Genomic DNA, 26458 nt, shown 5'->3' on the forward strand with positions numbered 1-26458 from the left:
ACGAGATAGAATTAACATATTCTCAAGATGCAGGTGATCATCAGCAAAAAAAGGACGTTTTTGTGGTGCGAACATTTTCAGAATTCACAATGTACACCCATCAGAAAAAAGCTCCACGCGCGCGACGCAGATCACAGAGTTTCAAAAACAGCACGCCGGTGTCAAGTACAAAATATTTAGCTAAATTCGACCAGAAAAAAGCGATTCGAAAATTTCCGATAGGGTCAATCGGGTATCCGGTTCAGGCGATGTGTGAGCCGTTTATTCAATGTCAGCCATCCAGTCCTGCAGGGCACGAACTTGAGGTGTGGCGTCTTCTGCTAAAGCCTCCAGAGCCTTGACGACTGCCAAACATCCGGGAATTGTGGTGACACACGTCACACCATACGTAACGGATGCAGAACGGATCTTACCTTCATCGGTGCGCGAACCTTTTCCGCTGGGCGTATTGAAGATAAATTGCACATCTTGATTCGCCATCATGTCTAGCAGATTCGGCCGGCCTTCTTTCAACTTCTTTACGGTGGAGACTTCGATGCCAGCCTCTTGAAGAACGCGTGCGGTTCCTGAAGTCGAGACGATTTTGAATCCCATCTCGATCAAGCGACGTGCGGGTTCAATCATGGTTTCCTTATAGACGTCAGCCATGCTGATAAATACAGTTCCTTCAGAATGCAGAGTCGTATTTGCGGCTAACTGACTTTTGGCAAACGCGAGAGCGAAGCCTTTGGAGATTCCCATCACTTCGCCCGTGGAACGCATTTCCGGGCCGAGGATGATATCGACTCCCAAGAATCGAGAAAAGGGAAAGACACTCTCTTTGACTGAAGTATGTTGGGGTACAATTTCCCTTGTCACGCCTTGTTCCAGCAGTGGAACACCGGCCATGACTTTCGCGGCGACACGCGGTAATGAGAGGCCTGTGGCTTTTGAAACGAACGGTGATGTGCGACTCGCACGGGGATTCACTTCCAGAATATAGACCGTGTATCCGTCTTCAGTCTGTTTGACGGCAAACTGGATATTCATTAAGCCACATACTTTTAATTCTCGTGCGAGCGCGTAAGTGGCGCGTTTGATCTCATCAATCACAGAGTCGGGTAAAGAGTGTGGAGGCAGCACACAGGCAGAGTCACCAGAGTGAACTCCCGCTTCCTCGATGTGCTCCATAACTCCTCCGACCAGGGTGGTGATTCCATCAGAAATGGCATCGACGTCGACCTCAATCGCATCTTCCAGGAACTGATCAACGAGCACCGGGTGATCAGGAGACGCATTGACGGCTTCATGCATATAGCGTACAAGGGATTCTTCATCGTAACAGATTTCCATTGCCCGGCCGCCCAACACATAGCTGGGACGAACCAGAATGGGATAACTGATTTCGTTTGCAACGGCACGTGCACTTTCTGTATCGGTGGCGATTCCATTTGGTGGTTGATGAAGTTCGAGTTTCTCAAGAATAGCCTGAAAGCGTTCCCGATCTTCGGCGGCATCGATCATTTCGGGGCTGGTACCAATAATATTAACACCGGCAGCTTCAAGACCACGGGCGAGATTGAGAGGTGTTTGACCGCCGAATTGTACGATCACCCCATCAGGCTGCATACGGTCGCAGATATTTAAAACATCTTCAGTCGTTAACGGTTCAAAGAATAAATGATCGGACGTGTCGTAATCAGTCGAAACCGTTTCGGGATTCGAATTGACCATGATGCTCTCAATACCTAACTCTCGCAAAGCGAACGAGGCCTGGCAGCAACAATAATCGAACTCAATCCCCTGTCCAATCCGGTTAGGACCGCCTCCCAGAATCATGATTCGCCGATTTTGTTCCGGGTTAGCTGGCGTTTCGTTTTCCTGTTCGTAAGTGGAATAAAAATAGGGAGTATATGCTTCGAATTCCGCCGCACAGGTATCGACTTGCTTGAATGTGGCTTCGATGCCCAAATTTTTACGGTATTGGCGAACATCCATTTCTGTGGAGTCCAACCAGAACGCCAGCTGTTTGTCGGAATAACCATACTGCTTCGCCTTTTTCATGAATGCGAAGTCAAGATCTTCCAGTCGAGAAGAATTACAAATCTCTTCTTCAAACTCAACCAATTGTTTGATGTGGTTCAGGAACCAGGGATCGATATCACTTAATTCATGAATCTGTTCGGAGGTCATGCCGAGTTTGAATGCATAGCGAATGAAGAAAATGCGTTCTTCGTTTGGAATCGACAATCTGGACTCAATGAAATCCTGGGAAGGTTGTTTTGGTGTTCCCCACAGATCTTTATTGCCGCCCCCCAAGCCGAAGTGCCCGATTTCCAGTCCGCGTAAGGCTTTTTGCAGTGATTCTTTAAATGTACGTCCAATGGCCATGGTTTCGCCAACGGATTTCATCTGTACTGTTAACACAGAATCGGCATCGACAAATTTTTCGAATGTCCAGCGTGGAATTTTTGTCACGACATAATCGATCGTAGGTTCGAAACAAGCGAGTGTTTCGCGCGTAATGTCGTTCCTGATTTCATCCAGTCGATACCCGACAGCGAGTTTTGCAGCAATTTTGGCAATTGGAAATCCGGTTGCTTTAGAGGCGAGTGCACTCGAGCGGCTGACGCGAGGATTCATTTCAATAATCGTCATCCGGCCGGTATCGGGGTTAATCGCAAACTGGACATTGGAACCACCCGTTTCGACGCCAATTTCCCTCATACAGGCGATCGTGGCATCACGCATCCGTTGATATTCTTTATCAGTCAAGGTTTGTGCCGGTGCGACAGTAATAGAATCTCCTGTATGAACTCCCATCGGATCGAAGTTTTCGATCGCACAGATAATCACCACATTATCGGCCCGATCACGCATGACCTCCATTTCATACTCTTTCCACCCGAGGATGGATTCTTCGAGTAAGACTTCATTCACCGGAGAAAGAGCCAGCCCGCTACGTACTTTTTCTTCGAATTCCTCACGGTTATAGGCAACTCCCCCTCCCGTGCCCCCTAAGGTATAACTGGCCCGAATGATCATCGGGAGGCTGATGTCTTTTAAGGCGGCGTTTGCCTCTTCCATATTATGGACGACCGCACTTCGAGGGCAGTCGAGCCCAATTTTCATCATGGCTTCTTTGAACTGATCACGGCTTTCGGCTTTAGCAATCACCTCTTCTTTGGCACCGATCAACTCGACTCCCAATTGATCAAGGATTCCCCGTCGTGCCAGGTCCATTGCCGCATTCAAGCCGGTCTGCCCGCCCAAAGTCGGCAGCAGTGCATCTGGTTTTTCGATTTCGATCACTTTTTGAATATATTGCCATGTGATCGGTTCAATATAAGTTCGATGAGCGGTTTCCGGGTCGGTCATAATTGTAGCTGGATTGGAGTTCACCAACACAACCTCATAACCGTCTTCTCTTAATGCTTTACATGCTTGTGTACCGGAATAGTCAAATTCACAAGCCTGGCCAATTACGATGGGACCGGAGCCGATGATTAAAATTTTATGGATATCGTCGCGTCTGGGCACTTTCTTACGTCACCTTAACAGCAAATGTACATTGTTTTTTGGCTGAAATACCTATTTTTGCGCAAATCTTCTCAACGTTAACAATCCATCCAAAATAATCAAGGAATGCAGGCCAGAAAGTCTCAGAACGGACCGGCTTCAGAGGGCTTCATAATGTACGCGGGAGTTGCATCTAAGAGAAAATCCTAGAAATTGTACTAAATTTTACTTAGCGAAACGGAGAATTTCAGATGCATTTCTGAAACAGGAAATCAAATTGACGGCTAGCTGCCTACCCTTAAAATCATCACTCGATCTTGAATTTTGAATCCGAGGTTTGCCTGTCTCAGAGCGGATAACAAAAGAAACATGATTTCCATAATTAATTCACGATATAAGTTCGGACCAGAGGAACTGAAATGATCTGCCGGTCTGTAACAATTTTACTAAGTCGTCCCTGTATCTGATGCGAGTTATAAGTTCTTTTTTATAAACCCTTTTCTAAATAGGAGGGTTTTGCATGATTACCTACGTTCACATAGACAAACTAAACCTTATACCTCCCATTCGATACAGGCTTTTCATGCACTTCGCTTCCTGAAATGAACAGCATGTGAATTTGTTGAGTTAAGGCCCCGTGTTTACTGAAAACGACATAAGCTTTTCTTACATGATGTAATGAGGTGAAATTGCCTCATTCTCTTGATTTTGTTCTTAATGAACAAAAGAGAACAAGTAGAACGTCATGACACTAACACATTTCACCTTAAATCGATCTTCATGATAAATGAGTAGAAGTTACCATGGATCTTCACCAACAAATTGACATTGTCTGGGTTCTTGTTTGCACAATTTTTGTATTGTTTATGCAGGCAGGGTTTTGCTGTCTGGAATCCGGTTTATCTCGGTCAAAAAACAGTATCCACGTTGCAATTAAAAACGTTGTAGATGTGTGTGTGGTCGGCATTCTTTTCTGGATTTTCGGATTCGGATTGATGTTCGGGACAACTACGGGTGGTTTGATAGGAACTTCTCACTTTCCGTATTTGAACCCGGGAACCGATAACTTTCTGTCAGCCTTTTTCCTTTTTCAGCTGATGCTTTGTGTCACTGCTGCCACGATTGCGTCAGGTGCTTCTGCAGAGAGAATGCGATTTACTGCCTACGTGATTCTGGCGGTTGTCCTTGGCGGACTGATTTATCCCGTTTTCGGTCACTGGGCCTGGACTAGTCACTTTGCTGGAAAAGCTCCCGGATGGTTGGAATCTCTCGGATTTAAAGATTTCAGTGGTTCGACAGTCGTTCATTCGATTGGTGCCTGGGCTGCATTGGCTTCTATTGTCATTATCGGACCACGGCTTGGAAGATTTGATAAGACGCAAAGCAAACGCAAGTTCAAAGGGCATAACCTGACATTAGCAACGACCGGTGTATTTATTCTATGGATAGGTTGGTTTGGATTTAACGGTGGGAGCGAATTTGGTTTTACATCTCATGTTCCTCAAATATTGATTAATACATTTATTGCATCAGCCTTTGGTGCCACTACCTTACTGATCTGGCAGTTCTATCAACGTAAGCAGATAGAAATTGAAAATATTCTGAATGGACTCCTGGCGGGTCTCGTAGCCAGTAGTGCCAGTTGTGATGTGATTTCGCCTATATCAGCCGCCGTCATCGGAGTCATCGCTGCGATTGTGATGGAAAGCGGCGTCTGGCTTCTGGAGCGTTGCCAACTGGATGATACGATTGGTGTCATTCCCGTGCATGGTTTTGCTGGTGTCTGGGGAACACTTGCCGTTGCGATTTTTGTTCCGGCAGAATTTCTGACTCATTCGCGATTTGAACAGTTTTTAATCCAATTGCTGGGATGTGTAGTTTGTTTCGTTTGGTGTTTTTCATTTTGTTGGGTCACACTACGAACAGTAAGCAAGTATGTGCGTCTGCGAGCCACATCTGAAGAAGAAGAGATGGGATTGAATATGGCAGATCATGGTACTTCGACAGAAATGTATGATTTACTCAATTCGATGGAGCGACATATTCAGGGTGATTCCAGCCCTATCGAGGACTTGGATGAACATAGCGATGTGGGATTGATAGCCCAACAATATAATCGTGTCTCGGAAAAACGTGATCAGGCACTGAACGAACTTCAGAGTCGAACAAATAATCTCGAATTGGTTCGCACGGAACTGGAAAAGAAAACATCCGAATTGGAAGTAAAAGCCGAACGCCTGAAGAAAGCTAATGAAGATGCAGAGGCAGCATCTCGTGCCAAAAGCGAATTTCTGGCAAATATGAGTCACGAAATCAGAACACCTATGACAGCTGTTCTGGGATACACGGATTTATTAATAGAAGAAAGCTGGGGACGTCCTGGAAGTTTGAAATTACTTGATGTCATCAAAAGAAATGGAAATTATTTACTGGAACTCATTAATGATATTCTTGATCTTTCCAAAATAGAGTCAGGAAATCTCACGGTTGAAACAATTCAATTTTCCCTGATGGAAAAAATGAAAGAAATTCAGTCATTAATGAATATTCGAGCTGAACATCAGGAAATTCGATTCAAGTTAACATTTAACGGAAAAATCCCCGAACGAATTCAGAGCGATCCCACTCGACTCAAGCAGATTCTCATTAACCTGATTGGTAACGCTATTAAATTCACACCTGATGGTGGAAAAGTCTCCGTAGAAACATCATTCCTGGAATCAGAGTCGGGCAAACCAATGTTACAGTTCAAAATTCAGGATACAGGCATTGGGATGACTCAGGAACAAATGAGGAATCTCTATCAACCATTTGTTCAAGCAGACTCTTCGACAACGCGTAAATTCGGAGGAACGGGATTAGGTTTGGCTATCAGTAAACGGCTTTCAGAAATGCTAGGTGGTGATTTGGTTTGTGATAGTGTTCCCGAACAAGGAACTGTTTTCACCTTGACCATCAGTACTGGTGAAATGGAATCCATGTCGTTTCACGATGATCCCATGGCTGCCTTGAAGGCGATTCAAGTTGGCAGCCGAGATAATTTTTCTGCTGACGGATCAGCACAACAAAAACCAAAAGGAACCTGTTCTGTACTTTTGGCTGAAGATGGAGTTGATAATCAACGATTGATTTCTACGCTTCTGAAGAAAGAAGGAGCGAAGGTCATGCTGGCAGAGAATGGAGATATTGCCTATAGATGTGCAATGAATGCGCGTGAGCAAGGTAACCCATTTGATGTCATCTTAATGGACATGTCGATGCCTGTATTAGATGGTTATGGTGCCACTAGAAAATTACGAGAACAGGGATATAATTTGCCCATTGTTGCTTTAACGGCACACGCCATGAGTAGTGATCGTCAAAAATGTCTTGATGCAGGTTGTGATGACTATACTACAAAACCAGTTAATCGGAATAAACTCAGGGAAATTGTAGAGACATATCAGTCACTGATCCCTGAAGAGGAGGTTGTAGAAACAGTGGGTTGATCGGTCTAGATTTTTTGTGCCAGCCGCTCAGAATTTTTTTTCAGAAATTCTGTGGCCCAATAATAACCATCTAACAACTTTGCTGTATCATAGCCCATCAAGTGATAGGCGATAAAAATAGCCTCAATCGTTGCCAAACCTGTTTCTGGATCATCAAACTGCTTGGATACACGTGGGTATGCGGTTTCCCAGACAGGTAAGCTTCGCACGGGCAGTTCTTCGTAAGCAGATTCCATTTTTTCAGCCAGACGCCAGGTCCCATCCAGAACCAGCAATCCTGACGTCGCATCCGCTTTACTAATTTGTGGACCTCCCATTCCCAGACGGACATAGCGTGTTAACTTTTCGGGTTCTTTTCTGGGGAACTTCCAGAAAAGAAAATCATCTCTTGAACGTAATGTCTGAACTGTGCATTTACTTTTTCGTTCTTTAGGATGTACCACTATGATCGTAGGGAGATGAGAAACTAACACGGTGCCCGGCTTTTTGCATACTATTAAAAATTTGCGAGTGTAATAAAAATTTTTGGAAAAAGATGATAACTATTCAGGACTCTTCTTGAATTTTTTTAATTAATGCTTCCTGGTTGGCAATTTCCTGCTCGAGGTTTTTTACTTCCTGAGGGTCATCCATTTGCTCTTTGGCCCCCGTCAAACGCTGACGAAAATTCTGGATTTTTTTGCGTGCGACGTCAATCTGTTTTTTCTGTTTCTTATTCAAACCCATCGTTGTGTGTATTCCCTCTCAGACAAAAAATCATGGTACCTGGAACAGGGGAGTATATCATAAGAGACTTTTTAGTTATAGACTCACATTGACAGTCACCGCAATAAAAACAGGCTCAGGCAAGACAGTAATAGTACAGCCAGAAATGAAAACGCACCGATGGGAAATCGCCATAATAATAGCTGTTCCACTACAATCAATGCTAAGACTATGAATAGAAGACATTCTGATAAACCAACTTGTGAAGTTTGATCTTCAGACAGTTCCGTCAGAATATTTTGAGTGCTAGCCTGTGTGCGGAAATATTGTGGAGGGATGAATTGCGGACCAATATGTCTCAAGTCGCTTTCCAGAGGAGTTACATTGACTGCATACAGGGTTTTTTCAGTAGTTGACGTTCCCCAGTCCAATTCGTAAATTCCTGATAGGAATGTCTGACTAAAAGAGATTGTTCTGGTTTCTGCGTTTTGATCGAGAACGCTTCGTAGCGGAAATTCTTCCTGGTTGGGGGTAATCATGCGGGGAGAAAGCGGAAGTTGATTATCCAGCATAACGACTTCCAACGGTTGTCCGACTAAAGTTTCTCTTGCGCCCCATTTTCCACTAGCAGCATAGAGCACAAACTCATTCATCATTGGAGGAAAGCTCGGCCAGATCGCCCATGTTCCCCATTGACGATCCAAGGATGTCGTGATCAGGATAATTTTTCCTCGCCCTAAAGTACTTTCCACAATGGCCGGATCATTGGTATCATAATTCAAAATCAATCGTGTGTTGGGGCCGGGTAGAATTTCCGCTTGGAAATATTCATAGAGATGGGTTGTTTCCAGACCCGCGTCCGGATTTCCCTTAAAGAGCTCGATAGCTGGATGCTGATATTTCAAAGGATCAAACTCGAAGTACTTCGCTTGTTTTTTGGCATCACCACGTCGATTTAATAATTTCAAAGGCAATAAGCCAACGTTTGGCTGGAATAGTGTTTGATTGTAATTTTCGGCATTGACCTGCTCTCCCAGACTAATAATCAAACCACCACCACGTTTGACGTATCTTTTCAATAAGTCTCGTTCATTTGCCGTGAAAAGTGCTACGTCACAAATTACGACAGCGTCGTATAAACTCAATTCGGTGTTGGCCAGTTCACCTTCATTAATTACTTGAGGTTTTATGATTCCCTGCCAGGGGTGTTCTTTCAAAGACGGTGATAATGCCAATTCAAGGTAATCAGTAGCGCGCCCCATGGATTCTCCAGATTGCCTGCCGTTTACCAGTAGTACATTGATATCCTTTTTGACAGGCATGATTTTCCAGCGATGATTATCTAAAGGCAGACGATCCTCTGCGAGTCTCACTTCCAGTCGATGGTCTCCCACTCTTGTGAATTGATGTGTGAATTCCGTCTGCGTATCTGCATTGGCAGGAAGGTCGACTGATTTCTGGTTAACAAGCTTACCGTCTACGAACAATTGGAGATTGACATTTTCCTTATTCAGAACACCAAAATTATGCAACGTAACTTCGAGTCGAATCGGTTGATTCAGTGAGGCAAATACGGATTTGCTGGAGAAGTCAGTGATTGCGAGGTTCGCTTCATCTGTGAGACCAATGTCTTTTAAAATTAAAGTAGACTTTTTAGAAATGGCTTCGATTAAAGAGAGAATGCGCGCGCTCTCCTGATCCGTTTGCGACGGAGACCAGCTTTGTGCTTGAAAATCGCTGATCACAATCACTTCTTTCTGTGCCAGTTCTTGTGATTGATCCAAAAATTCCAATGCTGTTTGCAATGCCTGACTTACATTGCCATATTCTTCAGTAGTCTGCATTCTTGTGATTTCATCTAAAACAAATGTCTGCTGTCGAGAAGGTCGAGAGATCAGAGCCTGCTGAGAGGAATTGGAAATTTGAATTAGTTGAAAGGCATCGCCCGGATTTGATTGCGAAACCAAAGAACGTGCTAGTTCTCTTGCTGACTCAAAGAGTGGCTGTTCATCTTCGATCCAGCGCATACTGAAAGAGGAGTCGATTACAATAATCCGATGTACGGGGCCAGCTGACTCCAGGAGAGAACCTTGCACGGACCAATAGGGGCGGGAAAAGGCAATGGCCAATAACAACAGAATTAAGCATCGTACCAGTAAGACTAGCAGCTGTTCAATTCTGAAACGCCGCGAATATTTTTTGGTAGCCATCAGCAAAAATTTCATCGCAGCCCAGTCGGTTTCGATGAATTTTCGCTTATGCAGCAAATGGATGAGAATTGGTATACCCGCTGCCAACAACCCCATCAATAGCCAGGGGCTGGCAAATCCGAAAGCGACTACAGGTTGGAAAATTAAATAGTTCATATATTTCGAATTCGGAATATGATTAAGAACCAACCCGCGACCGTCGATTCGACAAAAATGCGGATAACGCGACATCCAGTTGTTGGTCTGTACGTATCAGGGCATAATCCATTTTTAAATCACGACAGCCACGTTGTACCGAATTTAAAAACTTCTCGAATTCTGCCTGATACGCTTTTTTAAGTGAACGAGGTTCAGCCATCTGTTCGGGTAAATTTTCCAGTCCTCGGAAGAGAACTGGCTCTTGAAACGGAAAATCCTGCTCTGCCGGGTCAATTACCTGTAACAGACTTACATCGTGTTTGCGATGGCGGAAATGTTTCAACCCCAACATAACTTTATCAACATCATCAAAGAGATCACTGATGACAATGATGAGACTGCGGCGTGTAATTCTCTCGGCTAATTCATGGAATACATTTCCCAGACCAGACTCACCTGCAGGTTCTGTATGTTCCATCGTGTGATAAATCTGTTTTAAATGATTCGGTTGACTGGAAGGCCTGAGGAATTCGAGTACACGATCATTCATTGTACATAGCCCAGCGGCATCCTGCTGTTTGATAACTACATATGACAATGCTGCCGCCACCAACCTTGCATATTCCCATTTTGAAAGTGCAGCATTTTCAGAGCGGTATCGCATTGACTCACTACAATCGAGCAAAATATAGCAGGTAAAATTGGTCTCGGCTTCATACTGTTTCAGATAATAGCGATCCGACTTGGCAAATACCTTCCAGTCAACGTAACGCAGATCATCTCCGGTTGCATATTCCCGATGCTGCGCGAACTCGGCGGAAAAACCATGAAAAGGGCTCTTATGAGAACCCGAAACATAACCTTCCACAATCTGCCGTGCTGCAAGATCCAGATTCTGAACTTTAGCGAGCGTCTGCGGATCTAAATACTTGCGGTAATCGTCCATCAAGTTTTTCCTGAGAGGAATCGACGGAAATGAGTTCTATTAAGCGGTCCACAATTTTATCGGGAGTCATTCCCTCGGCTTCCGCATTGAAATTAGTGATGATTCGGTGCCTCAATACCGGATGTGCCACGGACTTTACATCATCTGTGCTAACATACATGCGTCCGTGTAGAATTGCTCGCGCTTTTGCGCCCAGTATCAAGTTCTGACTCGCGCGTGGTCCAGCACCCCAACTTACAAACTCGCGTATAAAGTCGGGAATCTCGTTTGAGTTTAAACTATCGCCCTGCCTGATGCGTGTCATGCGTGCAAACTGCATGGCATAGCGAATGATATGATCAGCCACTGGTACTTTTCGAACGAGAGATTGAAACGATAATAACTCTTCTAGTTCCAATACTTTCTTCACGGTATAGGAATCATCAGAAGTCGTTTGCTGCACGATCGCGAATTCCTCTTCTTCACTCGGGTAATCTACTTTGACCTCAAACATGAAGCGGTCTAGTTGGGCTTCGGGAAGAGGATAAGTCCCTTCTTGTTCAATGGGGTTTTGGGTAGCCAGTACAAAGAAGGGGACGGGGAGTTTATGTTTGCGTCCGCCCGCAGTTACCTGATGTTCCTGCATTGCTTCGAGCAAGGCAGCTTGTGTTTTAGGTGGTGTGCGATTGATTTCATCAGCTAGTACTACATTGGAAAACACAGGACCAGCCAGAAATTTAAAATCACGATTGCCAGTACTTTTATCTTCCTGAATGACGTCCGTTCCGGTAATATCAGCGGGCATTAAATCGGGGGTAAACTGCACTCGATTGAACGAGAGATTCAATGTGTCGGCCAAAGTATGTACGATTAACGTCTTCGCCAATCCAGGTACGCCTACCAACAGGCAATGACCACCGGCCAACAGAGAGATCATGAGCTCTTCGACAACCTGCTGTTGCCCGATAATGACTCGGTTGACTTCCTGTTTCAGCTGTTCGTACGCCTGATGTAATTTTTCAACGCCTTCCAAGTCGGAAGATTCCAATGTAGGGTCGCTACTCACGATATTGTCAGTTTCTATAGAGAGAAATGAAAACACTTAGTCATGGTTATTATGTCTATTGTGACGAGCAGGCACCAATCGACGCAAGGGTGTTTGATAGTCTTCTTAACTGTCAGTACCGATTGCTCCCCAAGGGGCAATTTGCGTAAGCTCTTTAGAATCCTTCAGTTCGGCGTAGCAGTCTGGCATATCAAAGTTTGTTAATACATTGGGGATCAGTGTGGATAAAGGCCAGTGATAGTGTTCCGTTTCTGCAATGTCACTGAAGGATGTTAATGCGTTCTTAAGCGTTACCTGTTTCACTTGTGGTGAGAATAAAGCAGCAAAGGTTGCTGGTAACGCTCCCCAGCCTCGGCCAATCAGATGAATTTCGGTATGTCCATTTGCTTTCAACCATTCAAGTACTCGAAGGACGTCAAATGTTTTTTGACCGATGTATGGTTCATCCAACATCACTGCATGGGCGGCATAGAAATAATCACTGCCGTATGGAGTAAAAAAAGAATTCGCATTTGTTGTGTCAGGCAGAGATTCTCCGATACCCCTCACATCACATGTATAGAGTATGGACTCTTTCTCTTTGCTGGCCTTTTTCAAGAGTGGCTCTTCTCGTAACTCGGCATCAGACGAAATATGCGAGACATATAATGTTGCCAATTTTCCTGTGTTTTGTGGAGGTCGTGAATAAAGGCGTTCATCAGAAACTCGGTACACCACAGCTTGAATTCCTGGTTCCGTCTCAACAGCATAGGTGATTGAATATTTCAAAGGGTAATTCTTTCCTCCACGGTTTCGTAATATCCGGTAATCGGGAACGCCGTCTATGTGCTTCAATCTTAATGCCTCAGCCACAACCGATTTCAGTGCCGCGCCGGATTTTGGTTTACGCTGCTTGGCCAGTTCCTGAGATCGTTCTGCAGTAAAGACATGCATTGGTTTGGAACCAGCATCAGCAACAGAACCTTTGGGGGTACACCAGAGTGTTTCATCTTTCTCGATTATCAGTTTTGGTTCTTTCGATTCATTAGAAGCTCCCGTGGCTTGATTAAACCACTCATACATCGCTTCACGATTCTCCTGCGAATACCCATGATAAGTCGGGCCGATAAACAACGAGATGTTTTCTTCTTTGCCAAGCAGTCTGTAAAGCCGCTTGAGTCGTAAATACGCTTCGCGCGCCCCACGAACATCGAAAAAATCCCGCTCCTTACTTAAGATGCGTACGGGGTTAGGAGCTTGTGCTGCTAAAAAGTCGGCATGGTCAAGTTCTAACGCTAACACTTTCGGCGGACATTGCTCTGTATCCGCGGGAAGCTCATTTTCCATGTTTCGTCTAAACGTTGTGACGAAACAACTGGGAGCTGCCATTGTCCATCGTGGCTCCACCCCACACAACCAGGTGGTCATTGTTCCCCCACCAGAATTACCGGTGACTCCCACTTGTTTTGGGTCGACCTCTTTACGCGTTAATAGATAATCCAATGCACGAATGCCATCCCAGGCGCGCCACATCGCAAGGTTTTCCCCAACTAGAAATTGTTGATTGCCACCATGTAGATGTTCGCGAACCCCAACGCCGATGGTCGATTTCAGGTCGTCCCCACTATATTGAATCCGTTCTCCTTGTCCAATCGGATCATAGATTAGCACGACGTACCCTTTTCTCGCCAGCCCTTGTGCAAACGACTGATAGGCAGTTTCGGCTTTTCCATTGTGTGAATGACCACAAGTTCCTACAACACCCGGGATTGGTTTAGTGATCCCCTTGGGAATATAGAGATTGGCTGTGACCAGAAAGCCGGGGCGACTTTCAATGATGATGTTTTCAATTCGATAAGTGTCGCGTTCCGTTGTTTTGGTAATGCGGGCATTTAAGGGAGTACGCTCAGGATTCGGTCCAAATGCTTCACGAATTCGTTTTTGTACGGACTGTACATATTCTTCTGCATCGGCTTTGGTTTTCAAAGAATCCAATCGTTTGATCGTTTTTGCTTCTTGTTCTCTAACGCGGCGAACAAAGTACTCCTGGACCATTCTTGGAAAGCGGTTCAACGTTTCGATTTTTTGATCAGCTGGGGCAGCTACTAATTCCTGTAATACTAAGTTTTCAAATAGACTCAAACTAACCAGACTAATCCCTCCGCTCTGTAAAAAAGTGCGTCGTGAGAGTTTTTCTACCTGGTCAATCGACTGTTTTGAGCCCGACATGCTGAATGATCCTGATGAAAATAATATTAATTATGGAAATTGAAAAAATACTGTGTGATTGTATTTGAACACACTGAAATCAAGCTAAATAGTAAAAATAATGATTGCGACATCCTTTGATTGTTGTCAAATCTTGGTTTTCTTTAGCATCGACTACTCTATAATGAAAGTCATTCACACAATTGTACAGAATTATTTTGTTTGTTTTTCCATAATTCCATATCAACTGTAAACTAGGTAAACTATTGGTTGAAATGAATCACAGGTTTCTGTAACTCTGAACCATTAAAACTAAATTTTTCTCCCCGCTGCTACAGCAAAAATTCCCTTCAGAAATGGATCTTAAATGGAAGTTCGTTCCCAGCAACAAACGGAAAGTCTGGTCAAAACACTTCATGACAATATTTCCCGCGTATTAATTGGCAAACCCGAGGTCGTACAACTTGCGATTGTCACATTATTAGCAGAAGGCCATATCTTGATCGAAGATGCCCCTGGTGTGGGTAAGACTTCTCTGGCAAAAGCAATTGCTAAAAGTTTGGATTGTAATTACACGCGCGTTCAATTTACTCCGGATATGCTCCCATCCGATATTTTGGGTTCAAATGTGTTTTTACCCAATCTGGGTGAATTTGAATTCCGAAAAGGACCAATTTTTTCGAATATCCTTCTGGCAGATGAAATTAATCGGACACCTCCTCGTACGCAGAGCGCTTTGTTAGAAGCGATGAATGAAGGGCAAGTGAGTGTTGAAGGGCAAACCATTCAATTACAGCCTCCCTTCTTCGTCTTGGCCACACAAAATCCGTTCGAATTTGAAGGGACTTACCCTCTGCCTGAAAATCAACTCGACCGCTTCATGATGTGTATCGATATTGGTTATCCCGAGCGTTCGATTGAACGCGATGTGTTGATTCAGCATCGTTCTGGCGAACCTGTCGATACATTAGAGCCGGTACTAACGGTCAAACAATTAAGAGAAATGCAACAAGCTGTGCTCAATGTGCGTGTCGATGATTCTTTGACCGACTACATCCTCGAAATTGTAGAGATTACTCGCAATCATCCGGAGCTCACATTAGGAGTGAGTACACGCGGAGCCATTACATTTTCACAAGCAGCCCAGAGTAAGGCGTTTACCGAAGGACGTGACTATGTGACACCGGATGACATCAAGCAATTGGCTGTTCCGGTGCTCGCTCATCGGGTCATTACCAAATCTCTCGTACGAGAAAGCCAACGTGAACGTGCCACGGAAATTATTCGACAAATTCTACAACAGGCTACGGTTCCGGGATAAAATGGAGAAACCGAGTTCCGTCAAGCTTCATCGCCGTCATGCTGAAATTTTGTGGTTCCGACATTATTAAATAGGCGTCCGTAGTCATATTAGCTAAGATACATGTACTTGATATCTGGCAGTACTGTAGTAGCTCAAAATAATTTAGAGTGGAATGGGGCACTTGTCCTTTCCTGGAGGAATAAAATGGATTTGAAGAAAAACTCAAATTGGTGGTTTGCTTTGCTTCTCACCGCTTTTTTCATCAGTTCGAGTTGGAACCATCAAATGTTATCTGCCGACGACGGATCTGGAAAAATTTCGAAACAAAAATCATCAGTGTCTACCGATAAGCATAAAGAGACGCCCACATTCACAAATCGACTGGCTAAAGAAACCAGTCCCTATCTACTACTTCATAAGCATAACCCGGTGGACTGGTATCCTTGGGGACCGGAAGCATTTGAAAAAGCGAAAAAAGAAAACAAAATTATTTTCCTCTCGGTTGGTTATAGCAGTTGCTATTGGTGCCATGTCATGGAACGACTGGTTTTTGAGAATCCTCAAATTGCCGAGTATATGAACAAGCATTTTGTGAATATCAAGGTGGATCGCGAGGAACGTCCTGATATCGACGACATTTATATGACTTCCTTAAGCGTTTACTTCCATCTGATCGGTGCGCCCTCCAATGGAGGCTGGCCGTTATCGATGTTTCTAACGCCCGATCGAGAACCGTTTGCTGGTGGAACTTATTTCCCTCCTACCGATCAGGGGGGACAAATGAGTTTTCCTCGTGTGCTCCAGCGTGTGCATCAACTCTGGTCCGAGGATAAGAAACAAGTCAGCCAGAGTGCGACGATCATCGCTCGCGAAGTCGCCCGACTACAAAAAGAACAGGCGGCGACAGAAACTATTGCAATCGAAAGTAAATTAGTCACAGCTGGTGTTAGATCGATCAATGCCAGCTATGATGCTGAATTTGGTGGCATTGACTTCTCTGAAGTGAGCCCGAATTCCCCTAAATTTCCGACTTCATCAAAACTGGCACTGTTACAGTACGATATCCAATCTCCGTCCAAAGACTCTACTTCTGTAGAGTCTGCCAAAGTTCTAAATCACACACTCGACGCGATGGCCAACGGTGGCATCTATGATCACCTCGGTGGTGGCTTTCACCGTTATAGTACGGACCGATATTGGCATGTCCCCCATTTTGAGAAAATGCTGTATGATAATGGGCAACTGGCCTCATTGTATGCGAATGCTTTTGAACAAACAGGAAACATTCAATACAAGAGCGTCACCGAAGGCATCGTTGATTTTGTTTTGCGCGAACTCACTGATACTCAAGGTGGTTTTTACTCTGCGCTCGATGCAGAAACCGATGGTGTTGAAGGAAAACATTATGCCTGGTCTCAAGCAGAACTCAAGTCAGCTTTAGGAGACGATTATGATCTGTTTGCTGAATTCTACGGGTTGAATGAACCTGCTCGTTTCGAACACGGTTATGTGTTGCATCGTGTCACTTCGTTGGAGGAACTCGCCACAAAAAAGGACATGACTCCTGAAGCGCTCGAAGGGAAATTGGCTACTCTGCGACAAAAACTACATACGATTCGAAGCAAAAGAAAACCGTTATTAATCGATGATAAAATCCTGACCAGCTGGAATGGATTAATGATTGAAGGCATGGCGACCGCGGGCCGAATTCTGAAACGTCCCGATTACACCGCGGCTGCTGAAAAAGCAGCACAGTTTATTCTCGAACATATGCGAGATGACAAGGGGCACCTGTATCGTAGCTATCGCGCAGATCAAGCACGATTGAATGCCTATCTTGATGACTATGCATTTCTTGTAAAAGGACTGCTTGCATTGCATCAGGCTACCGGCAAACAGCAATGGCTGGACCAAGCGCGTGAATTAACAGACTTGCAAATTGAGTTATTTTGGGATCAGAAAGAGCACGGTTTCTTTTTCACCACGCATGACCATGAGCAGCTAATCGCACGTACCAAAAACGCCTACGATGCAGCAATTCCATCTGGTAACAGTATCAGTACTTTGAATTTGATTGAATTGTCAGAGCGGACTCATCAATCAAGGTACCGCGAATACGCCAATCAGACACTTCAATTGTTCGGCAAAACCATCAAACGATATCCCGGTCGCTGTGCCCAACTCATGCAGGCCGTTGGGGAATATATTGAATCGCCTCTCACTCAAAATCAATCATCGATTTCGATCCCGACTGGCGACTTCGTATTGTTAGAAGACTCTTATGAAAAGGCCGATGAGCAGCTGGCCGCTATGAATCCTGGCTTAGAGTTGCTAATGGCAGCTGGTTTGGGACAAACAAAGGAAAAGAAAAAACTGGTTACCGCTAAAGCTTATCTGTCGGTTGATAGACTTCCAGCAGGTAAAACCTGCCAGGTTGCAATTGTGTTAGCGATTGAGAAGGGGTGGCATATCAACACAAACCCCGCCAGTCCCGATTTCCTGGTTCCCACAACCTTTACCATCAAATCAAACCAGAATGTAAAATTATCCGATGTCAAATATCCAACCGGTCATGCATTCCGCGTAACCGGCTTTGATGAACCACTTCAGGTTTATGAGAAACAGGCTATTATTCGCGGCACACTTGAAGTTCCAGTCAACTCTGCTGGTAAAGAGGAAACTCTGGAACTAAAGATCAAATACCAGGCTTGTAATGATAAAACCTGTATTCGTCCCACTACAATCAGCCTCAAAGGAAAATTTCAAATCGCCAAACCTGGAGAACAAGTTAGACAGATCAATCAGAAGTGGTTCCAACCTACTGCAACAAACTGAATTTGCTACCTTGCTGCAATTTATTGTGCATATGATTTTTTGTTATTGAAAGGAGTCCTTTTACAAGGTTCATTATGACCGAAAAAATCCAATACGAAGAGCAGCCGTTGGTGAAAACGAAAATCATTGCCACAGTCGGGCCAGCCAGTGATTCACGTGATATGCTTCGCCGTTTAATCATTGCCGGCGTTGACTTATTTCGACTGAACTTTGCTCATGGCACACATGATTGGTTATCAGGGATTGTCAATAACATTCATGAACTCTCTGACGAAATGGGAAAACCGGTTGGTATTTTAGGTGATTTATCAGGGCCGAAAATTCGTCTCGGAGTGTTACCTGGAGACGAAATCACTTGTCGGCATGACATGCGTTTTCGCTTCATTCGTGGCATTGAGACCAACAATCCACAAGAGTTGACATGCACTTACGAACCTTTGATCGAAGATTTGCGAGTCGGAGACCCCGTTTTGTTAGCGGATGGCATGGTTGCTATGCGCGTGGTTGAAAAACCGGATGATGGACAGTCTGTTGTTTGTATCGTTGAGCGAGAAGGAATCATTCGTAGCAAACAAGGGGTAAATTTACCTGGGGTTCAACTTAGTACTCCCAGTCTGACGGAAAAAGACATTAAAGATCTTGCCTGGGCTGTTGAGCATCGTCTTGACTATGTTGGTCTCAGTTTTGTACGTTCCGCAGATGATATCACTCATTTAAATGAGGAAATCGATAAGCTGAAACCTGAGGATCGTCCGCATATCGTTGCCAAAATCGAAAAGATTGAAGCGGTCAGTGATATCGAACAGATTCTCAAGCTGACTGATGCTGTTATGGTTGCGCGCGGCGATTTGGGAGTGGAAGTCGACATCGAGCGAGTTCCCATAATTCAGAAACGCATCATACATCTCTGTAATCAATACCGCGTGCCTGTGATCACTGCGACGCAGATGCTCGACAGTATGCAGTTTAATACCTTCCCTACTCGTGCTGAGGCCAGCGATGTGGCAAACGCTGTTCTGGACGGCAGTGACGCTGTCATGCTTTCGGGTGAAACGGCAGTGGGGGTCAGTCCGCTAGCTGCTGTGGAAATGATGAGTCGCATCGTTCGAGAAGCAGCCCGCATTCTTTCTTCCAGTTTGCATTCAGAAGAAACGACGAGCAATCGACGATTACATGCCCGCGAAGTCACGGAAGCGGTCACGCTTGGTGCCGGTATCACAGCAGAAAAACTAGATGCTGATTTGATGGTAACCTGCACGCATGAAGGAAAAACCGCGATGGCACTTTCCAAACAGCGACGGGCTGTGCCCACGGTTGCATTGACCGATCGGCGGGCTACGGCGCGCCGCATTACCCTTTACTGGGGCGTGACATCTCTCTTGACGGACGTGGTCGATAAGTCGCCTCAAGAAATTCTCAAATATATTGCCAATTACGGCAAAAAAAATGGCTTCCTTTCACAGGGAAGCCAGATAGTATTGATCTCGGGAACGGACTGGTCTTCATTGGGGCACGATATGCTTTTGGTCCACGAAGTGAAATAAATTTTACAAGCACTGTTTAAACAGCTGAGGTTACCATGCTGCAAAAACTGACCCTGATTCTAACAATGTTGTGTTTCAGTCTAATCACGCAAATTGGTTTCAGCGACGATTGGCCGCAATGGGGTGGTCCTCAACAAGATCTCGTCTGGCGAGAAACCGGGATCGTTAAAACTCTTCCCACGTCCGGCTTGCTTCCCCGCGTTTGGTCGGCTCCTCTCGGTGAAGGTTATTCCGGGCCTGCTGTTGCGGAAGTGGATTCCCGTTGGTGCGTATTTATCACAGATCGCATATTCAAGCAGCGTGTGAGTTATGAACGAGTTCAGTGCCTCGATGCGGAGTCCGGAAAGCAAGTCTGGGAATATGAATATCCTGTAGAGTATTCCGTCAGTTATCCTGCTGGCCCACGATCTACACCAGTGATCGACTCTAATCGTGTCTATACACTCGGTGCACAAGGCCATTTATTCTGCTTTGACGCGCAAAATGGCAAGGTGCTCTGGAGCAAAAACTTTGTTGAAGATTATGGTACCAGGCTCCCAATCTGGGGCATGGTAGCTTCACCACTGGTTGATGGAAAACAGCTCATTATGCTCGTCGGTGGTAAACAGAATTCGCTAGTAGTCAGTTTTGATAAGGCAAGCGGTAAAGAACTCTGGCGTTCACTCAGTGATCCCACTGTCGGTTATGCACCACCAACCATCTTTGAGTTTGGTGGGAAACGAGAACTGATTGTCTGGCATCCAACGGCCGTTTCTGCGTTAGAACCAGAGACTGGTAAGCTCATTTGGGAGGTTCCTTATGGTGTGCGCTCTGGACTCAGTATTGCAACTCCTCGGAAAGTAGGGAACCGTCTTTTCGTCGCCAGTTTTTATAATGGTCCCCGTATGATTGAAGTCTCTGATGATGGGAAGAACGCCAAAATTGTATGGTCAGGTAACAGTGACAGTGAAAAAAATACCGATGGTTTGCATCCCATCATGATGACTCCCGTTTTCAATGGAACCCATATTTATGGTGTTTGCAGTTATGGTCAACTAAGGTGTCTCGATGCGAGTAATGGCCGCCGTCTCTGGGAAACCGAAAAAGCGACGGGTAAGGGGCGCTGGTGGAATGCATTCATTATCCCGCATGAAGATCGCTACTTTTTACACAATGAACAAGGTGATTTGATTATTGCTAATTTGACTCCAAAGGGCTATGAAGAAATCAGCCGCGCCAAATTGATCGAACCCACGCGTCGCGTTCAGCGCCGAATGACTATCTGGTCTCACCCAGCCTTTGCTTTGAAAAGTGTCTTCGCCAGGAATGATAAAGAGATCGTGAGAGTGGATCTATCGGCAAAGTAGTTGCTTGGGAAAATGCAGACGGGGAATTGTCAAAAGTTTGCACAGCAGCCCCTCTCAGAGTCGAAACAGACGATCGTTAACGTTAGTCTATTATTTGAACGATCTGTTTGTCATTAACTAATTCAATTTGATATGTGTAAGCATCGCACCCTCTATTGAGAGCAAATCACTATGTCGTCGGATCATTTTGCGCCTCCTCAGGACCGATCCCAGGAAGTTCTAATTCCCTTGGAACCGCTCAAGGAATTACTTGTCAAAATTTTTGTGCGGATGGGGATGTTTGAAGTTGAGGCAGAGGTTGTAGCAGACCGATTGATTGAAGCTGATCTGCGTGGCATACATTCGCATGGGAGCCGTACAGCAGAGCGTTATCTTGAAGCGATGGATATGGGTGATATCGATCCTCGTGCACAAATTTTAACAACCATTGAAACTCCTGCGATTGCCGTTTTGGATGGTAGTAATGCCATGGGGCATGTTGCCGCGACCCGTGCGATGGAATTGGCGATTAAAAAAGCGTCTGAAGTAGGTACGGGAACTGTTACCGTTCACAACAGCCATCATTTTGGGGCCGCTGCTGTTTATGTGTTAATGGCGGTCGAAGCCGGTATGATTGGTTATTGCACGACAAATACTGGTAGAGCGACCGTGGCCGCTCATGGAAGTACACAAGGAGCTACTGCGAATAACGCCATTGCCTGGGGAGTTCCCACACGAGAAGGGGCTCCATTTGTATTGGATATGGCTTGCGCCAAAACCTCATGGGGAAAGCTGGATACACTGGCCATCTATGGTTTGCCCATCCCACCCGGTTATGCTCTGGATCAGGAGGGCAATGAAACGACTGATACGACAGCAGCCAAAACGCTTCTCCCCGCAGCTGGGCCCCGTGGATATGGATTAGCTATGATTAGCTCGATTCTTACCGGCGCGTTGACTGGAGGCAGGCTGCCTATCAACAAAACAAAAGCGCCTGAGATCGAAGGATCAGAACATTTTTTCTATGTGATTGACCTTAAACAATTTGTATCAGAAGAGCGATTTCATGAAGAACTGACTTCCGCGACAGAAGCGATCCGTCAATTGAGTCCTGCTGAAGAACATGACCGGGTCAGGTTACCTGGAGAACTAGAGTGGGAACAGACTGAGCGTGTACTTAAAGAAGGCTTGCATGTCCATCAAGACCATGCCACTCTATTGAAAGAGCTAGCTAAACGCGTAAATTATGAGGTCCCCTGGTAATCAGCATGTTTTGTATGAGTACGACTTTTGTCTGAATATTTTTGAGGTTGGAAATGATAGCTGCTTCACGACAGTACGTTACAGTTCTGTTAATTTCGTTCTGTTTCATTTGCATATTAAATACAAAATTATCGGCGGGCAAATATAATCCTGTGCTTAGTGTGGGAGATCAGGCTCCTGCCTGGAACAAACTGCCTGCTACCGATGGGAAGTTGTATTCCAGCGATTCATTTAAGAACAAAGAGGTATTGGTGATCGCGTTTACCTGCAACAGCTGTCCTTATGCCGTTGACTACGAAGACCGACTGAATCGCTTGGCCCAAAAGTATGCAGCCAAAGATTCGCCGGTCGCGGTCATTGCAGTTAACGTGAATCTGGTCCCCGCAGACAGTTTGGAGAAGATGAAAGAACAGGCCGAAAAAAAACAATTCGTATTTCCCTACTTATTTGATGCATCTCAAAAAATCGGACAGGAATTCGGAGCCACCCGCACACCTGAATTTTTTGTTTTAAACAAAACGCGGAACGTCGTTTACATGGGAGCTATGGATGACGCTACCGACGCCAGCAAGGTTAAAAAACAATATGTCTCATTGGCCATCGAGGCTGCTTTAAAGGGGAAGGAGCCGGAAATGAAGGAAACCATTGCGATCGGCTGCAATGTTCGTTACAAACGCATTCGTAGAAAAAATTAGTGATCCTAAAATTCCGCAGTCATCATTACCGCACATGTCAAACATCAATCAGATACATATTCAGGACTGCATTGAAGGTATGCAGGAACTCGAAGCGGAGTCCATTGATTTGGCATTCGCTGATCCTCCCTTCAATATCGGCTATGAATATGATCAGTATGAAGATCGTCTTGAAAGCGAACAGTACCTTGATTGGTGTTCGCTCTGGATATCTGAGGTTGTTCGATTATTAAAGCCGGATGGAACGTTCTGGCTGGCTATTGGTGATGAATATGCTGCTGAACTCAAAGTCATGATGCAGCGTGAATTGGGATTGACCTGTCGCAGTTGGGTTATCTGGTATTATACTTTTGGAGTCAATTGTAAAAATAAATTTAGCCGTTCGCATGCGCACTTATTTCACATGGTCAAAGATTCCAAGCGATTTACGTTCAATGCCGATGATCCCTCGATTCGAATTCCCTCTGCTCGTCAACTCGTCTATGGTGATAAGCGGGCCAATCCCAATGGACGGCTTCCCGATGATACCTGGATTTTAAGGCCACAAGATATTCCCGAGAGTTTTCAAGCTGACGAGGATACCTGGTATTTTCCTCGTATCAATGGGACATTTAAAGAACGTCAAGGCTGGCACGGCTGTCAAATGCCCGAACAACTCTTAGGCCGCATCATTCGAGCCTGCTCGCATCCGGAAGAAGTTGTACTTGATCCTTTTTCAGGTAGCGGGACTACGCTGGCTGTTGCCAAAAAATTAAACCGCCAGTTTATTGGTTTTGAGCTTTCGGAAGAATATGGCGCGCGAGCTCAACAACGTCTGGCTGAAATTGTGGTGGGACAACCTCTGGATGGTCAGGAGAATCCTCTAGTCAGTGCCCCTTCTACTAAAAATGGGAAACGTCTCGACAACCAAGAGTCGGGAACAGCCACGAAAAAGAGTTCTTCTAAGAGTAAGCAAAATCCTCGACAGAAGAAATTGCTCTAATCTATATGCTTGCTCAGCACCACTTTGAGCTAATGGCTTTGTGGTTCTGGCTCTTTGATTAATCCCCGCTCACTCGATTTGTCACTTCAGATGGTATGAAAGATGCCTTTTCTACGAAAAGCCGTCTGAATTCCTGAAATCACACGTCTTTCCCTCGATATGTTGCTCAAAAACCACAGGGATTTGTTGATTGCGTTGATTAAAGTCCACATATTCTGTGCATTCTTTAGCTTCCCTCAGGCTGACTGATAAAAAGGATCGAAACGGCGTTACCGGTTAGTTAGAATGTACAAATCAATTCACAATTAACTTTTTTACGAATATTAGTGGTTATTGTGGTGAATTTCATCAGCTCACTCACTGAACGGCTTCGCGGATTTCTCCTGGCCGGAGAAAATGAAATTCCTGCGCCCTGGTGGGATATCATTGAACAGATTCAAATCCTGCAACAGGATCTCTCATCCTACACCGATGCTCAACTTTTTGATGAATGGCATTCACTTCGCTATCGTGCACAAAGTGGTGAATCGCTTACAAATATACTGCCAGAAGCCTTTGCCGTTGTCAGCGAGCAAATGAAACAGCACCTGGGTATGACACCTTATCCAGTGCAATATTTGGGCGCGTTTGCCATGCATGAAGGCGCGATTGCCGAAATGCAGACCGGCGAAGGTAAGACGTTGACTGCTGCATTAACACTTTGTCTAAATGCGCTACTCGATCAAGGAATTCATATTGCAACGGCCAATGATTATCTCGCCAAACGCGATGCTAATTGGTTAAGTCCTGTCTATCACTCACTGGGAATGACAGTGGGAGTAATAACAGCTACTTCTTCGCTATCAGAGCGCCAGGCCGCATATGAGTGTGACATTACTTACGGAACCGCGCGAGAATTTGGCTTTGATTACTTACGAGATCTGCTTGCTTCTCCGGAGTTTGATACAATTATTTCTTCTCGACGTCGGCAGTTATTCGGCCAGCGAGATCAACAAAGAGAACAAAAGTTTTTGAATTCTCGTAAGCCTTACATGGTGATTATCGATGAAGCAGACAGTATTTTGATTGATGAGGCGAGAACGCCATTGATCATAGGCCAAACCAATGCAATCGAAGAAGAACAATTGGCGGTTGCCTGCGAATGGAGTGCCGATCATGTTGCTAAACTGAAAGAAGAGGTCCATTACATTGATCATGGACCACAGCGCGGAATGGAATTGACTGAAGCGGGGCGCCGTATTGTGCGTGAAACGTTATTGCAGAATGACGCACCTCCTGGCCTTGAGACTGGAACTGCTTATCTTTCATCAGAACGAGCATTGCGGGTCCAGAACTATTTCCTGAAGGGCCGCGATTATGTGATCAGAGATGAAAAAGTTGCAATAGTCGATGAATTTACCGGACGTATCTCTGAAGGTCGAATGTGGCAGAATGGCATTCATCAAGCAATTGAAGCGAAAGAGGGGCTCGATATCACATCACCCACAAAAGTGGGTGCGCAAACGACGGTGCAGGAATTATTCTCGCGTTATCCAAGGAGGGCAGGTATGACGGGTACTGCAGAGTCAGCAGCTGGTGAACTAAAGAAAATCTATGATACTTCTGTGATTAAAATTCCCACGAATCTTCCTTCGAAACGTCAAGTACTCGCCGAGCAGGCGTTTTTGACAGCAGAAGAAAAATGGGCCGCCATTGTTAGTGAAACTATTGCAATGCAACGTCGAGGAAGGCCTGTGCTGATCGGTACTCGTTCTGTTAATCTGTCTAATCAATTATCAGCACAACTTTTGCAAGCAGGACTGGACCATGAAGTTTTGCACGCGTTGAATCATGAAAATGAAGCCGCCATCATTAAGCAGGCGGGACAGCCTGGTCGAATCACTGTTGCGACTAACATGGCTGGCCGTGGTACTGATATCATTCTTGACCAAGAAGTAATCAAAAGTGGTGGTTTGCATGTGATTTGTTCAGAACTACATGAATCTGCACGTATCGATCGACAATTGACAGGGCGTTCAGCACGTCAGGGAGATCCAGGTAGCGCACGAATCTTTCTATCATTCGAAGATGACATATTAACTACTGGCTTGGGAATACAAAAATCGCAGGAGCTTTATTCCACTTATCGCGAGTCCAGCCAGGACCTGAAGACAGCCGTTCGTTATTTTTATCAAGCTCAAAAACGTGTTGAAAAACACCATGAACAGCAACGAGTTGAATTGGTGGATCGAATTAATCAACGCCGCCAAACGCTTCAGCAGATGGGGCAGCACGCCAATCTCGACGTGCATTGA

16 protein-coding genes are annotated in these 26458 nt (G+C 45.1%); 9 read left to right on the forward strand and 7 right to left on the reverse strand.

The window, feature by feature from the left end; all coding sequences use genetic code 11:
- Nucleotides 1-261 precede the first annotated feature (261 nt).
- A complete protein-coding gene (gene carB, locus V144x_RS01465; protein WP_144980333.1) occupies nt 262-3519 on the reverse strand; it encodes a carbamoyl-phosphate synthase large subunit in 3258 nt (1085 codons plus the stop codon).
- Between the two features lie 782 nt (nt 3520-4301).
- Between carB and amt the strand changes: the two genes are divergently transcribed.
- Nucleotides 4302-6986, forward strand: coding sequence for an ammonium transporter (gene amt, locus V144x_RS01470; protein WP_144980336.1), 2685 nt, complete (start codon nt 4302-4304; stop codon nt 6984-6986).
- Between the two features lie 5 nt (nt 6987-6991).
- On the opposite strand, the gene V144x_RS01475 is transcribed toward amt, so the two are convergent.
- The 6 genes from V144x_RS01475 to V144x_RS01500 all read right to left on the reverse strand — a co-directional run bounded on the left by V144x_RS01475 (nt 6992) and on the right by V144x_RS01500 (nt 14238).
- The gene (locus V144x_RS01475) at nt 6992-7459 is read right to left on the reverse strand and encodes a DTW domain-containing protein (RefSeq protein ID WP_144980339.1); all 468 of its coding nucleotides are present in this window, start codon (nt 7457-7459) and stop codon (nt 6992-6994) included.
- Nucleotides 7460-7532: 73 nt separating this feature from the next.
- Nucleotides 7533-7712 (reverse strand): hypothetical protein, encoded by a 180-nt coding sequence (locus tag V144x_RS01480; RefSeq protein WP_144980342.1) that lies wholly within the window; start codon nt 7710-7712, stop codon nt 7533-7535.
- Nucleotides 7713-7807: 95 nt separating this feature from the next.
- Complete coding sequence (locus V144x_RS01485; protein WP_197998714.1) at nt 7808-10057, reverse strand: BatA domain-containing protein; 2250 nt, start codon at nt 10055-10057, stop codon at nt 7808-7810.
- 22 nt (nt 10058-10079) lie between these two features.
- A complete protein-coding gene (locus V144x_RS01490; RefSeq protein ID WP_144980348.1) occupies nt 10080-10985 on the reverse strand; it encodes a DUF58 domain-containing protein in 906 nt (301 codons plus the stop codon).
- Complete coding sequence (locus V144x_RS01495) at nt 10942-12033, reverse strand: AAA family ATPase (protein ID WP_144990614.1); 1092 nt, start codon at nt 12031-12033, stop codon at nt 10942-10944. Before V144x_RS01495 ends, V144x_RS01490 begins: the two co-directional genes overlap by 44 nt.
- Nucleotides 12034-12135: 102 nt before the next feature.
- Nucleotides 12136-14238 (reverse strand): alpha/beta hydrolase family protein, encoded by a 2103-nt coding sequence (locus V144x_RS01500; RefSeq protein WP_144980352.1) that lies wholly within the window; start codon nt 14236-14238, stop codon nt 12136-12138.
- Nucleotides 14239-14584: 346 nt separating this feature from the next.
- Between V144x_RS01500 and V144x_RS01505 the strand changes: the two genes are divergently transcribed.
- The 8 genes from V144x_RS01505 to V144x_RS01540 all read left to right on the forward strand — a co-directional run bounded on the left by V144x_RS01505 (nt 14585) and on the right by V144x_RS01540 (nt 26458).
- Nucleotides 14585-15538 (forward strand): AAA family ATPase, encoded by a 954-nt coding sequence (locus V144x_RS01505; protein ID WP_144980355.1) that lies wholly within the window; start codon nt 14585-14587, stop codon nt 15536-15538.
- Between the two features lie 186 nt (nt 15539-15724).
- Nucleotides 15725-18355: a DUF255 domain-containing protein gene (locus tag V144x_RS01510; RefSeq protein WP_197998715.1), complete on the forward strand. Its 2631-nt coding sequence runs from the start codon at nt 15725-15727 to the stop codon at nt 18353-18355.
- Nucleotides 18356-18429: 74 nt separating this feature from the next.
- On the forward strand, nt 18430-19899 hold the full coding sequence (gene pyk, locus V144x_RS01515) for a pyruvate kinase (RefSeq protein WP_232102678.1): 1470 nt from the start codon (nt 18430-18432) through the stop codon (nt 19897-19899).
- Between the two features lie 35 nt (nt 19900-19934).
- Nucleotides 19935-21245, forward strand: coding sequence for a PQQ-binding-like beta-propeller repeat protein (locus V144x_RS01520; RefSeq protein WP_144980364.1), 1311 nt, complete (start codon nt 19935-19937; stop codon nt 21243-21245).
- 171 nt (nt 21246-21416) lie between these two features.
- On the forward strand, nt 21417-22487 hold the full coding sequence (locus tag V144x_RS01525) for an Ldh family oxidoreductase (RefSeq protein WP_144980367.1): 1071 nt from the start codon (nt 21417-21419) through the stop codon (nt 22485-22487).
- 53 nt (nt 22488-22540) lie between these two features.
- The gene (locus V144x_RS01530) at nt 22541-23182 is read left to right on the forward strand and encodes a thioredoxin family protein (protein WP_232102679.1); all 642 of its coding nucleotides are present in this window, start codon (nt 22541-22543) and stop codon (nt 23180-23182) included.
- Entirely contained in the window at nt 23148-24164 is a 1017-nt protein-coding gene (locus tag V144x_RS01535) for a DNA-methyltransferase (RefSeq protein WP_232102680.1), read from the forward strand. The genes V144x_RS01530 and V144x_RS01535 overlap by 35 nt, the downstream gene beginning before the upstream one ends.
- 338 nt (nt 24165-24502) lie before the next feature.
- Nucleotides 24503-26458, forward strand: coding sequence for a preprotein translocase subunit SecA (locus V144x_RS01540; RefSeq protein WP_197998716.1), 1956 nt, complete (start codon nt 24503-24505; stop codon nt 26456-26458).

The organism is Gimesia aquarii, from assembly GCF_007748195.1.
GTDB classification, from domain to species: domain Bacteria; phylum Planctomycetota; class Planctomycetia; order Planctomycetales; family Planctomycetaceae; genus Gimesia; species Gimesia aquarii.